Consider the following 12,625-nt stretch of genomic DNA (forward strand, 5'->3'; position numbering starts at 1 on the left):
ATAATAAAAATACAAATCCGATTGCAAAATCGGACGGTAAAAAGATCGAAATTAAATGAGGGAGGGCCCGGCGCGAATCGGTGCCAACGGATTTAGCACCGCATTGAAAAGGTGCGGTTGAATTTCGGTGAATTTTTCGTTTAACGGAAGAACGGAGGAGGGTTGCCGCGTTTGGTGTTGCACTTCGCGAGCGACCTTTGACGTCACCAACACCTGTTGAATTGAAATTTGAGATGAATAATTTTCTTGCGTTTGATTTTCTAAACTTTGCACATGAGGCAAAGCAAGGATGGCGAGCATACTTAAAAGTAATCGCGACCAAAAATTCGGTTTGCTTTTGCCTGAAATCATCATCTCGTTGTCTTAGAAAAAAATTGCGTGTATTGTAGCGAAAATTCAAACTGCTGTCATTTATTGGGGTTGCTTTGTGGAATACAAGAGTGAACGTTATCAAAAAGCGGTAAATATTGTGGATGTGATGGAACAATCGTCTTTCGCTAAAATGATGCGAAAAGGACTGGCTATTCACGAATTAAATCAGCAATTTACCCGCACTTTTCCGCCGCAATTTCTGGGTAAGTTTCGCATTGGTGCGATAAAAGGAGAGACGCTTTTTATTGAAGTGGCCAATGCCGTTGTGCGGCAAGGGATTTTGTTTCGCCAAGCGGAATTATTAGCTTTAGTTCAACAGGATTATCCTCAAGTAGAAAAATTCGAAATTCGGATTAATCCCGCGTTTTAGCGACTTATACTTTAAAAAATTGCAATTAATTCTTTCACTTTTATGCGCTTTTCTGAATTTTGGCTGATAGAACGCTGCACTTTTACGCGTTTTAATTTTGCATCTTTATAGATTCCGCGTGTGAACTTGGTGTCGTGATTGGAGATCAAAACCGGAATTTGTTTTTCTTTTTGAGCGCGCTTTGCCAATTCTGCTAAGACGCGTTGGTGTTCAAGACCGAATTCGTTACCGGCATATCCCGTAAAATTAGAGTCTTGCTGTAGCGGCGCATAAGGCGGATCGCAGTAAATGACCGAGTTTTTATCCGCCAGTTCGAACGTTTGCTGAAAATCTCCGCATAAAAATACCGCGTTTTGCGCTTTGTGAGCAAAATAGCGCAACTCATCTTCCGGAAAATAATGCGTTTTATATGCACCGAAAGGAACGTTAAATTCGTTTTTGCTGTTGTAGCGACATAATCCGTTAAAGCCGAAACGATTTAAATAGAGAAAAAGTACCGAACGTTCAAAGGGATCTTGGGAATCATTGAATTGTTGCCGTTTCGCATAATAATAACCTGCCGAATTCGCCTCTTCAGCAAAGAAAATTGGTTTGCAAGCTTCGATATAATCGTCCACGTTTTCTTTCACAATGTTGAACAGATTAATTAAGTCGGGATTGATATCCGCCAAAATATAGCGTTCGAAATTAGAATTGAGAAACACGGCTCCCGCCCCGACAAAAGGCTCAATAAGACATTGTTTTTTCTTGGGAAAGGTTTTGTTAATATCGTCCGTTAAACGGAACTTACCGCCCGCCCATTTTAAAAACGGGCGATGTTTAATTTTGGGCTTTGTTTGTTTTTTCGGACGTAGCATTTTAGTCCGTTTGAGTGCAACGACGAATCGCTTTTAAGACGAGATCTTTAGCGGTGTCTGTTGCCACATAAGCTTGACCGAGCGATTTGAGTAGTACCAGACGTAATTTGCCGGCAAGCACTTTTTTATCGCGCATCATATGCGGCAAGTAATCCTCCGGTTGCATCGTATCCGGCGAGATGGTAGGCAAATTGGCGCGCGCCAACAATTTTTCCAAACGGGAAACATCGGCAACGGATATGTTGCCCAATTCTGCGGAAAGCGCCGCTGCCATCATCATACCGGCCGCTACCGCTTCGCCGTGCAACCAGTTGCCGTAGCCAAGATGGGTTTCGATAGCATGACCAAAAGTATGGCCTAAATTTAACAACGCACGTTCGCCTTTTTCCATTTCGTCGCGCGCCACTACATCCGCTTTAATTTGGCAACAACGAGCGATGCAGTGTTGCAGTGCCTGTGGTTCTAACGCTACAAGCTCATCAATATGCTTTTCCAGCCATGTAAAAAATGCATCGTCTAAAATCGCGCCGTATTTGATCACCTCAGCTAGCCCCGCATTGACTTCCCGTTTAGGCAAGGTTTTAAGCGTAAGGGTGTCAATTAATACCATAGACGGTTGATAAAACGCGCCAATCATGTTTTTACCGAATTCATGGTTCACCGCCGTTTTACCGCCGACGGAAGAATCCACTTGCGAAAGTAACGTGGTCGGAATTTGAATTAGGCGTACGCCACGTTGGTAACTCGCCGCGGCAAAGCCAGCCACATCGCCGATCACCCCGCCGCCAAGGGCGACGATGGTGGTATCGCGCCCATGATTACCTTTTAACAGTGCACTGAAAATCAGATTTAACGATTCAAGCGTTTTGTACTTTTCGCCGTCCGGCAATAACACCTGATCCACCGTGCAACCGCGTTTTTCAAGGGCTTGCGTAACCGTATCCAAATAGAACTGCGCGACCGTAGGGTTGCTTACGATCATCACGCGGTCGCCCTGCTTCAGCGGATAATTGCGTTCATCTTGCAACAAACCGCTACCGATTAAAATCGGATAACGACGCTCTTGTAATTCTACGTTTACGCACAACATGATTAACCCTTAGATTGAATTGTTTAATCCGTTTAAATTATCAATTAAATCAACGATTTGATTTACCATTACCCGAGCGTTTTGTTCATCGGTCGGCAATGTAATATCCGCGATTTCTTCGTATAAAGGATTGCGAATTTTAGCTAAATTCTCCAGCACTTGACGCGGATCTTCCGCGCCTTGCAAAAGCGGGCGTTTTTTGTCGCGCTGAGTACGTTGGAATTGTTTCTCCACGGTGGTTTGCAAATAAATCACAATCCCACGGGCGGATAAATAATTGCGGTTTTCTTTCGACATTACCGCACCGCCGCCGGTGGAAAGCACAATGCCTTGCAATTGGGTCAGTTCATTAATAATACGTTCTTCACGCTTACGAAAACCTTCTTCACCTTCCAAATCAAAAATCCAACTAATATCCGCGCCGGCGCGTTCTTCGATCACCGCATCGGAATCGATAAAATCCATATTAAGTTGTTGTGCCAACTGACGACCAATCGTGCTTTTTCCCGCGCCCATCGGGCCTACTAAAAAAATATTACGTTTCTCAGCCATTGTTCTTTTTCTAACGATAAATTTACTCAAATCGATCTTTTTAAACGTGAAAGTAAGACCGTGAAGGTCGCTAAAAGATCACCTAAAAAATGCCGCCAATTATCGCAATAACCCCTCTTTCTTTCAACCTTTTAGAGGAATTTATTTTGTCCCGAGCAAGTTCAGCAATACGCCGGAAACGGATAAAACAGCGCTTATCGACATTCTTGTGAAGTTGCCGAAGAGCACCGCATTGAAAGCGTTGTAATCGTGAGGTTGCCGAAAAGCACCGCATTGAATGTGTTGTAATCGTGAGGTTACCGAAGAGCACCGCATTGAAAGCGTTGTAATCGCGAGGTTGCCGAAGAGCACCGCATTGAAAGTGTTGTAGTCGTGAGGTTGCCAAAGAGCACCGCATTGAATGTGCGTTCATAAAAGTTGACGACAACAGACGAAAGGAATCCGTTAACTTTTTAAAAAATCCGCTAAAATGCCGGCGGTAAATTCTTTCCTCAAATAAAACCCCAAAGGCAAGGTTTCTACCAAGTTCCCATTTGCCCCGATGCCTTTAGTTATCGCTTGACTGTTGGCGCCTTTCGGTCTTAGCTGCATGACTTCGCCGATGCGTGCGGTAATTTGCGTCAATCGTCCCAGCGTGATGTATTCCATCAATTCTTCCCAATCCTGTTTCAGGCGGCGTTCTTGCTCTTCGTTCGGTTGCCATAAAATTGGCGCGCCAATGCGACGTTCGCGTAAGGGAATGTGACGACCGCCTTCAACGGGCATCCAAAGTACGCGGGAAAGTTTGTGACGAACGTGAGAATGTTCCCATTGTACGCCGCAATTTTGAGCCAGCGGCGCAAGACTGACGAAGGTCGTTTCGAGCGGAAAGCCTTGTTCGTTAATCGGTAACGTTTTGAGTTCAACGCCGAGATGAGCGAAATCTTGTTCTGCTTTACTGCCGGCGGTCGCGCCTAATGCGGTTTCCAACAGCATACCCACCCAGCCCTTGTGGCGTTTTAAATCCGGCGGCACGGCAACATGTAATTCGTCGGCAAGCTCACCGAGCGTCAGCCCGGCAATGGCTTGCGCGCGTTGTAAGAGTTGTTCGAGAGTTTGCGGTGTCATTGGGTGTATTTTTTGAAAAAGCGCGGTTTTGTGTCTTCGCTGCCTTTATCGATGTAAGGAATGTTTTCCAGTTGTAATAAAAAACGTTTTGCCGCTAGGCCGCCGCCGAAACCGGTTAAGGTTTTGTCTTTGCCGAGAATGCGGTGGCACGGAATTATAATGCTGATCGGATTGCTGCCCACTGCGCCGCCCACTGCGCGCACGGCTTTGGGCTTATCAATTATTTGGGCCAATTCGCCGTAGCTGGAAATTTTGCCGTAGCCGATGCCACGCAATGCTTGCCAAACGGCTTGTTGGAATGCGGTGCCCTCGGTTTTCAGCGGAATATCCGCGAAGGTTTCCGGTTCGCCGTCGAAATAACGCTTAAAAGCCGAATGTACTTTTTGGAAAAGGGGTAAGTCATTTCGTTTAATCCATTTTGGGTTCGGTGCGTATTGTTCTTTTTCGAAATCAACGTGAGTGATATGTTCGCCGTCAGACAAAATCAGCAAGTCGCCAATGGGGGAGGGACAATAAGTGTAGTAAGATTCGGTCATTTTTGTAATGTTTTGAATTAAAGTTTGCGGATGAATGCATCATAAAAAAAGCACACATCCGATGGACGTGTGCTTCATTATGCTAAATTTTTTAACGAATTAGAAACGATAATTCAAGTTTAAGCCGTAAAGGTTGGCTCTGGATTTAGAACGATATTGCGCAACGACTTTTCTGCCCGCGAAGTTGGATTCTTCGGTAAATTGAATCTTTTTGCCGTGTAAGTGGGCGAAACCGGCATCAATAGAAAGATCCGGCGTAAATTTATACGTCGCACCGAAACTATACCAAGTTCTATCGGTATCCGGAATGGACGCGCTGGCGTGTTTTCCGGTGGCAGCGGCTTCGTCATAGGCAATCCCCGCACGAAGAGTTAAGGCATCGTTTAGCGCATAAGTCGCGCCGAATGCAATGCGCGAGTTAGCACGGTAATTTTCCTCTTTATAGAAGGCGTCTACGCCGTCTTGATAAGTGCCACGCAACTCTTTGAAGCGATGCCAATCGGTGTATTTGTAGCTATAATGCAACGCCAATTTATCGGTGATTTGATGGAATCCTGAAAATTCCCAATAGCTTGGTAATTTCAAGGTTAATTCGCCGACGCCGGTCAATTGTCCACCCCGATGCGGTGCAGCGGCGCGACTTAGTGCGTTATGATCTTTAAAGTCAATATCGATCGGCGAATGATAGGCCAGACCGAATCGATTACGCTCATTAATTTGATAGCTTAAACCCGCATTCCAACCGAATCCCCAAGCGTTTTTATCTTGCAAGTGAACCAACGGTGTACCCGCGGGAGCGCCCATCAGCGGCGCTAAAAATCCCGCTGTGCGCTCCACTTCAGCTTTTGCATAAACGGCGTTAATGCCCAAACCGGCACTAAATTGTTCGGTTACGCGATAGGATCCGCTTAAATTCAGGTTTAACGCGGTTAAATCCGTTGTTCCGCCAAAAATGCCGGCGGCATAATTATCTTCATATTCACTTTTTAAACCGAAGTTAACGTTCATTCCGCCACCGACGGCAAACTTATCGTTGATTGGCGAAATAAAATACATATTCGGTACAAATGAGCCGGGAACGACACTGCTCTTGTGCGCATCGGCTTTCAATGCGGTGCCCTGAAGCGCGATCTGGCCTTCCATACGGATTTTTGAATCCACATAAACGCCGCCCGCAGAGAATTGATTAGTGTCGAATAAGCTCATTAACGCCGGGTTGGTCGCGACCACCGCTGCGTTATCCGCGATTGCCGCCTCACCGGCATACGCGCGACCCAAACCGGAAGACGAGACTTCCGCTAATTGGAATGCTGCCGCATTTACGCCACCGGCAGCCAATAATATTGCTATTGCAAATAAAGAACGGTGAAATTTTTTCATTGGAACCCTTTGTTATTTATACGAAAAAATAAAAGACGCGCGATTCTAAAACTCCATTAATTAGAGCGCAAATTCATTTTGTTATTTTATTAGAGTTCCGACCAGTCAATATTTTTGAAATATGCGGCGAATTTCAAACTTGTTTTTAAAAATGCTAAAATGGCGCCGATTTTTATTTCGAAATAAGGACAAATTATGAGCGTAAAATGCAAAGCAGAAGAATCGCTGACTTGTAGCTGCGTGGATGTTGGTACGATAATTGATGGTTCCGATTGTACGGTGAACGTGGATCAAACTTTCCCAAGCCAAGCGGACGCGGAACAAGCCTTTGCACGTTTAACCGAAAAAGCACGCCGAACCGAAAGCGAGCCTTGTGAAATCAGTGGCGAAATCATTGCCGTCGAATGCGGTGCTCAATTGAAAGCACGTTTTACTTTTTGTTGCCAAGCCGAAGCGATGATTTTTGAATTGGCGAACCGCTAAAAAATTTCGCAAAAACAGAATTTAGGCCGCTTTCATGCGGTCTTTTTTATCGTATTTTCCATCTCGTATTTTTCCATCGCAAACGTTTGCCTGATCTGATACAATTCGCGCCAATTTTTATTTACTGACACAGGAAAACATTGTGAGCAAACAATCATTAAGTTACAAAGATGCCGGCGTGGACATCAACGCCGGCAACGAACTTGTCGAACGAATTAAACCGCATGTGAAACGTACCACGCGTCCCGAAGTCATCGGCGGACTGGGCGGTTTCGGCGCCTTGTGCGCTATTCCGAGCAAATATAAAGAGCCAATTTTGGTTTCCGGCACAGACGGCGTCGGCACCAAATTACGTTTGGCGATTGATTTGAAAAAACATGACAGCATCGGCGTGGATTTGGTCGCAATGTGCGTGAATGATTTAGTGGTACAGGGCGCCGAACCGTTGTTTTTCTTGGATTATTACGCTACCGGTAAATTAGATGTGGAGGTCGCATCCGACGTGGTTAAAAGCATCGCAGAGGGCTGTGTGCAATCAGGCTGTGCGTTGGTGGGCGGTGAAACGGCGGAGATGCCGGGGATGTACCACGAAGGCGATTATGATTTAGCCGGTTTCTGTGTCGGTGTGGTGGAAAAATCTGAAATTATTGACGGCAGTCAAGTGCGTAATGGCGACGCATTAATTGCATTGGGTTCCAGCGGACCGCATTCGAACGGCTATTCCTTAATTCGTAAAGTTATCGAGGTGTCCGGTGTCAATCCGGCGACTGCCGAATTAGACGGTAAACCGCTAAGCGAACAAGTGTTGGCGCCGACTAAAATTTATGTGAAATCTGTTTTATCCCTTATCAAAAAAGTGAACGTGCACGCCATCGCACACTTAACCGGTGGCGGTTTCTGGGAAAATATTCCGCGCGTGTTGCCAAAAAACACCAAGGCCGTGATCGACGAAAAAAGTTGGGCGTGGCAACCGATTTTTAAATGGTTACAAGAGCAAGGCAATATTTCCACTCATGAAATGTACCGCACTTTTAATTGCGGTGTCGGCATGGTGATTGCGTTGCCGCAAGATCAAGTAGAAATCGCATTGGCAATATTAAAGCAAGCGGGCGAAAAAGCTTGGCTTATCGGCCGTATTGAACAGGCCGCCGACGACGAAGAACAAGTCGTTATTCAATAATCACTCCTCTTTTTTTATAAGGCGAATGTAAGTTCGCCTTTCTTTTTTATTTTTTTACCCTTCTTTATTGCTTGCATATTTAAACGGATGTTCGTTAGCTGCCTGAATGACACTTAATAAGTGGAATCAAAACGTTTGAAATCGGGACTTTCAAATTCAATGCGGTGCTCCCGGCGAAGGTCACCGGCGATTCTAAGGGAAGTAATTATTTCTGGTGAGTTCAACGGGTTTTCGTTAAAATCGGCGGGCTTATTTTATTTACACAGGAGAAACTATGAACTTTCCTAAAATTGCCGAACAAGTAATTGAAAAACTGGGCGGTAAAGGCAATATTGCCACGGCCGCTCACTGCGCAACGCGCTTACGTATGGTGTTAAACGACGAGAGCAAAGTCGACAAAGAAGGCATTGATGCTATTGAAGGCGTGAAAGGTCAATTTTCTGTGGCGGGGCAGTACCAAATTATTTTTGGTTCCGGTACGGTAAATAAAGTACATGAAGAACTCATCAAGCAACTTGGTATCGGTGATGTGAGCAAAGCGGAAGTGGCGGAAGCGGCAGCAAGTAATCAAGGCTTATTGCAACGCCTAGTAAAAGGGTTGGCAGATATTTTCGTCCCGATTATTCCTGCCATCGTGGCGGGCGGTTTGTTAATGGGGATCCATTCCATGCTTACTTCCGTCGGATTCTTCTGGGAGGAACATTCCGTCGTCACGAAATATCCGGCGATTTCAGATTTGGTCGAGTTCATCAACACTATCGCGAATGCGCCTTTTGTGTTTTTGCCGGTGTTGCTTGGTTTCTCCGCGACTCGCAAATTCGGCGGTAATCCGTTTCTCGGCGCCGCATTGGGAATGCTTTTGGTACATCCGGCATTAGCCGATGGTTGGAACTACGCGAAAACCTTAATGGAAGGCAATATTCAATACTGGAATGTATTCGGCCTTGAAATCGAAAAGGTCGGTTACCAAGGCACCGTCATCCCAACCATTATTTCCGCTTGGGTTCTGGCGAGCTTGGAAAAAACCTTCCGCAAATTCGTGCCGTCTTATTTAGATAACTTGGTCACACCGTTATTCTCGTTGTTTATTGCCGGTTTTTTGGCGTTTACCGTGATTGGTCCAGTTGGTCGCGAAGCGGGTTCATTAATTGCAACGGGCTTAACTTGGTTATATGACACCTTAGGTTTCGTGGGCGGCGCGATTTTCGGAACATTCTACGCGCCGATCGTAATTACCGGTATGCACCAAACTTTTATCGCGGTGGAAACCCAATTATTGGCTGAAATGGCGCAAACCGGCGGAACTTTCATTTTCCCGATCGCGGCGATGTCCAACATCGCGCAAGGTGCAGCTTGTTTGGGCGTAGCGCTGGCGTTAAAAGATCCGAAAGTGCGCGGTTTGGCGGTGCCTTCCGGTATTTCTGCCTTACTCGGTATTACCGAGCCGGCAATGTTCGGGGTGAATTTACGTTATCGCCAAGCATTTTTTGCGGCGATGATCGGCTCGGGCTTGGCAAGTGCGTTTATCGCGTTCTTTAATGTTAAGGCTATTGCCTTAGGCGCGGCGGGCTTCCTCGGCGTACCGTCCATCAAACCGGACAGTTTGGCAATGTACAGCATCGGTATGATGATTTCCTTTACTGTGGCGTTTGGCCTTTCTTTCGTGATGGTAAAACGTGCGAACGCAAAAGCGTAAGCTCTTTTGCCTACAGCACCGCATTGGAAGCGCCTCCAATGCGGTGCTATTTTGAAGCAAGAGCGGCGACAATAAAAAATGCGGTGAAATTAACTTCACCGCATTTTTTGTTAGGCAGAATGGCAGTTATGTTGATAAGCGTAAAGCGTATTGTTCATTAACATTGCGACCGTCATCGGACCGACCCCGCCCGGTACCGGCGTAATGTAAGCCGCTCGGCGCTCGGCGGCTTCAAAGCCGATATCGCCGACCAGTTTACCGTCGATACGATTAATGCCGACATCAATCACCACAGCGCCTTGTTTCACCCATTCGCCCGGCACTAAATGCGGTTTACCGACCGCAACGACTAAAATATCCGCTTGGCGAACGTGGCTTTCTAAATCTTTGGTGAAACGATGGGTTACCGTAACGGTTGCGCCCGCAAGCAATAATTCCAATGACATTGGACGACCGACGATATTGGACGCGCCGACAATCACCGCGTGTTTGCCGTGCAAATCGATGCCGGTGGTTTCTAACAATTTCATTACGCCGTATGGTGTGCAGGCGCGCAAGGTTGGAATACGCTGGCATAGGCGCCCGACATTGTAAGGATGAAAACCGTCCACATCTTTTTCCGGTTTGATGCGTTCAATCACTGCTTCAGAACGAATGTGTTTAGGCAACGGAAGTTGAACTAAAATACCATCGATCGTTTCATCGGCATTGAGTTCATCAATTAATGCAAGCAATGCGTGCTCTTCCATGGTTTCCGGCAAATCGTAAGATTTTGAAAAAATTCCCACTTCCTCACAGCTGCGGCGTTTGCTTGCTACGTAAACCTGGGAGGCGGGATCCGCTCCTACAAGAATGACGGCAAGCCCCGGAGCGCGTTTCCCTTCGTTGCGATATTGGGTAATTTGCAGTGCGATTTCCGCTTTAATTTGCTTGGAAAGAGCGCTGCCGGAGATAATTTTTGCTGTCATTGGGAATCCTTAATGATGAAACGTAAACGTTTGCTATTCTAGCCGACAACATCGTTATTTACAAAAGCAAATCTAAAATTGAAATAATTTTAACCAGTCGATCGATAAAATAACAAAAATTCATTGACTGAAGGATAAACCGCACTATAATTGAGCGCGTTTATCGGCGAGTAGCGCAGCTTGGTAGCGCAACTGGTTTGGGACCAGTGGGTCGTAGGTTCAAATCCTATCTCGCCGACCACTTCTTTTATATTTCCCTCGAAATCTCTACAAAAAGATGTATCCCTTGAAATGCGCCCTTAGCTCAGCTGGATAGAGCAACGCCCTTCTAAGGCGTGGGTCAAAGGTTCGAATCCTTTAGGGCGTGCCATTTTGTCAAATCGTTAATTGTTATCGGAAGTTTCTTTTAGTCTGCGATCTTTTATGATCGGTGTGGATTTTTGCATAATTAAGAAATCCCCTTTTTCAAATTTAACCTCAATAATTGATAGTTCATATCCTTAAACAAACACTATCAAAATAGTTAAATGTGAAAGATATTACATATCAGGCTATAAAATTAAACAGCCAAAAGATTGAGGAAGTATTACCGTGTAAACAATCACAAACAATTGCTATAAATTAAACTATTAGTGAATAAATCATTAGTGGAAAAATATTTAATAGATGACACGAGCCATTGGAAGTTAAAAACACTTAAGCAAGAATAGCAAATAGAGATGATATTATTTTTCTTCCATTACTATTTAAAAATAAGGAAATATAGGAAAAAAATAATAGATTAAATCTTTGTACAACTGCTAGATAATATCGATATAATGAGCCTTTAAAATATGATTAATCTAATAATAAGGATAAATTATGTGGAAAAGATACACTAAAACTGCATTATTAAGCTTGGTTTTATCTGTCAATTTACAGGCAAAAACAATTACTGATGTGGCAGGCAATCAAATTGATATCGCTGATAATGTCACGCGGATTGCAGATTTGTGGAATGCCAATAACCAAATTGTGCTGTTATTGGGTGGGATGGATAAAGTAGTGGCAACAACCAGTTATATTCAGAGCAACCCGTGGTTTGCGGAAGTTTATCCTAATATTAAAAACGTCACGGCTATGGGGAGTGGACGAAATTTGCAAACGGAAGAATTGCTAGGCTCTCATCCTGATGTAGTGATTGTGCCAACACCAATGATGGTGGAAGAACTTAATCGAGCAAAGCTTAAAGGTGTGCTGGCAATTTTCCATGATTTTGAAGGCTTAAAGAAAACCGTGTGGCTCACTGCAGAGATTATCGGTGAAAATGCTCCTGCGATTGCAGAAAACTATATTAAAGAATTAGATGAAAATATTGCGTTTGTTGCTGAACGCACGAAAGGTTTGGCGGAAAATGATAAACCATTGGCCGTGCATATTACAGGCGGTGAAAGCTTGACGACCATTGATGGCGGGAAAACTATTATCGGCGATTGGCAACGTAAAGGTGGTGCTCGTCCGGCATTCCCGGAATTGGAAAATGCTGTTGATGTCGGGCTGGAAGAAATTATCAAAGCCAATCCCGATGTGATTACTATAGGCGGAGGAAATGCTGCGCGGGCAGTGACGGAAATTAAACAAAATCCGGCTTGGCAAACTATAAGTGCGGTTAAAAACGGGCGAGTTTTTGTAAATCCGATCGGAACATTTATGTGGGATCGTTACAGCGCAGAAGAAGCATTACAAGTTTTATGGGCTGCTCAAATTTTCCACCCTGCTTTATTTAAAGATTTGGATATGATAGAAAAAACACAGGCATTTTATAAAAAGTACTACAACTATGAACTAACGAAAGAAAATGCCAAGCGGATTTTAGATGCCTTACCACCCGTTAAGTAGTATTGTTCTTTAGAAAATTCCTATTATAGTGCCCGGGTTTTTACCTCAGCATAATTAAGAGGGAATTATGAAAATTACTTCAATCGAAACTGGTTCCGTCAACTATCTCTATTGATTCCGTAAAAGAATTGGGTTTGGAAGTCGGTAAAGGCGTAT

The 12,625-nt window shown here is 44.7% G+C and carries 13 protein-coding genes and 2 tRNA genes; 7 read left to right on the forward strand and 8 right to left on the reverse strand.

The genetic code is table 11. From position 1 onward, the window contains the following. Positions 1-51: 51 nt before the first annotated feature. Positions 52-351: a secA translation cis-regulator SecM gene (gene secM / locus AB3F25_RS01095; protein ID WP_373604302.1), complete on the reverse strand. Its 300-nt coding sequence runs from the start codon at positions 349-351 to the stop codon at positions 52-54. A gap of 76 nt (positions 352-427) precedes the next feature. On the opposite strand from secM, the gene AB3F25_RS01100 reads away from it, so the two are divergent. Then, positions 428-742, forward strand: coding sequence for a DciA family protein (locus AB3F25_RS01100; RefSeq protein WP_373603692.1), 315 nt, complete (start codon positions 428-430; stop codon positions 740-742). An 11-nt stretch (positions 743-753) separates the two neighbouring features. Here the strand turns inward: AB3F25_RS01100 and AB3F25_RS01105 are convergent, their stop codons facing one another. From AB3F25_RS01105 to AB3F25_RS01130, 6 genes are all read right to left on the reverse strand, one after another. Beyond that, complete coding sequence (locus AB3F25_RS01105; protein ID WP_373603693.1) at positions 754-1,599, reverse strand: Dam family site-specific DNA-(adenine-N6)-methyltransferase; 846 nt, start codon at positions 1,597-1,599, stop codon at positions 754-756. A gap of 1 nt (position 1,600) precedes the next feature. Next, positions 1,601-2,689: a 3-dehydroquinate synthase gene (gene aroB / locus AB3F25_RS01110; protein WP_373603694.1), complete on the reverse strand. Its 1,089-nt coding sequence runs from the start codon at positions 2,687-2,689 to the stop codon at positions 1,601-1,603. A 9-nt stretch (positions 2,690-2,698) separates the two neighbouring features. Further along, positions 2,699-3,241: a shikimate kinase AroK gene (aroK, locus tag AB3F25_RS01115; protein ID WP_373603695.1), complete on the reverse strand. Its 543-nt coding sequence runs from the start codon at positions 3,239-3,241 to the stop codon at positions 2,699-2,701. 444 nt (positions 3,242-3,685) lie between these two features. Then, the gene (gene mutH, locus AB3F25_RS01120) at positions 3,686-4,348 is read right to left on the reverse strand and encodes a DNA mismatch repair endonuclease MutH (protein WP_373603696.1); all 663 of its coding nucleotides are present in this window, start codon (positions 4,346-4,348) and stop codon (positions 3,686-3,688) included. Then, complete coding sequence (locus AB3F25_RS01125; protein WP_373603697.1) at positions 4,345-4,884, reverse strand: methylated-DNA--[protein]-cysteine S-methyltransferase; 540 nt, start codon at positions 4,882-4,884, stop codon at positions 4,345-4,347. Before AB3F25_RS01125 ends, mutH begins: the two co-directional genes overlap by 4 nt. Before the next feature lie 99 nt (positions 4,885-4,983). Next, a complete protein-coding gene (locus tag AB3F25_RS01130; protein WP_373603698.1) occupies positions 4,984-6,264 on the reverse strand; it encodes an outer membrane protein transport protein in 1,281 nt (426 codons plus the stop codon). Between the two features lie 195 nt (positions 6,265-6,459). Between AB3F25_RS01130 and AB3F25_RS01135 the strand changes: the two genes are divergently transcribed. The 3 genes from AB3F25_RS01135 (at position 6,460) to AB3F25_RS01145 (ending at position 9,623) form a co-directional block, all read left to right on the forward strand. Then, positions 6,460-6,747: a YfcZ/YiiS family protein gene (locus AB3F25_RS01135; RefSeq protein ID WP_373603699.1), complete on the forward strand. Its 288-nt coding sequence runs from the start codon at positions 6,460-6,462 to the stop codon at positions 6,745-6,747. Positions 6,748-6,889: 142 nt separating this feature from the next. After that, on the forward strand, positions 6,890-7,927 hold the full coding sequence (gene purM / locus AB3F25_RS01140; protein ID WP_373603700.1) for a phosphoribosylformylglycinamidine cyclo-ligase: 1,038 nt from the start codon (positions 6,890-6,892) through the stop codon (positions 7,925-7,927). 274 nt (positions 7,928-8,201) lie between these two features. Beyond that, positions 8,202-9,623: a sucrose-specific PTS transporter subunit IIBC gene (locus tag AB3F25_RS01145; RefSeq protein WP_373603701.1), complete on the forward strand. Its 1,422-nt coding sequence runs from the start codon at positions 8,202-8,204 to the stop codon at positions 9,621-9,623. 110 nt (positions 9,624-9,733) lie between these two features. On the opposite strand, the gene folD is transcribed toward AB3F25_RS01145, so the two are convergent. Beyond that, positions 9,734-10,591, reverse strand: coding sequence for a bifunctional methylenetetrahydrofolate dehydrogenase/methenyltetrahydrofolate cyclohydrolase FolD (folD, locus tag AB3F25_RS01150; RefSeq protein ID WP_373603702.1), 858 nt, complete (start codon positions 10,589-10,591; stop codon positions 9,734-9,736). Between the two features lie 164 nt (positions 10,592-10,755). On the opposite strand from folD, the gene AB3F25_RS01155 reads away from it, so the two are divergent. From AB3F25_RS01155 to AB3F25_RS01165, 3 genes are all read left to right on the forward strand, one after another. Beyond that, positions 10,756-10,832 (forward strand) — tRNA-Pro (locus AB3F25_RS01155). Positions 10,833-10,884: 52 nt separating this feature from the next. After that, positions 10,885-10,961 (forward strand) — tRNA-Arg (locus AB3F25_RS01160). Between the two features lie 491 nt (positions 10,962-11,452). Beyond that, positions 11,453-12,469 carry an ABC transporter substrate-binding protein gene (locus tag AB3F25_RS01165; RefSeq protein WP_373603703.1) on the forward strand — a complete coding sequence of 339 codons (1,017 nt, stop codon included), beginning with the start codon at positions 11,453-11,455 and terminating at the stop codon, positions 12,467-12,469. The last annotated feature ends 156 nt before the right edge of the window (positions 12,470-12,625 follow it).

Source organism: Aggregatibacter sp. HMT-949 (assembly GCF_041734645.1).
Lineage (GTDB): Bacteria > Pseudomonadota > Gammaproteobacteria > Enterobacterales > Pasteurellaceae > Rodentibacter.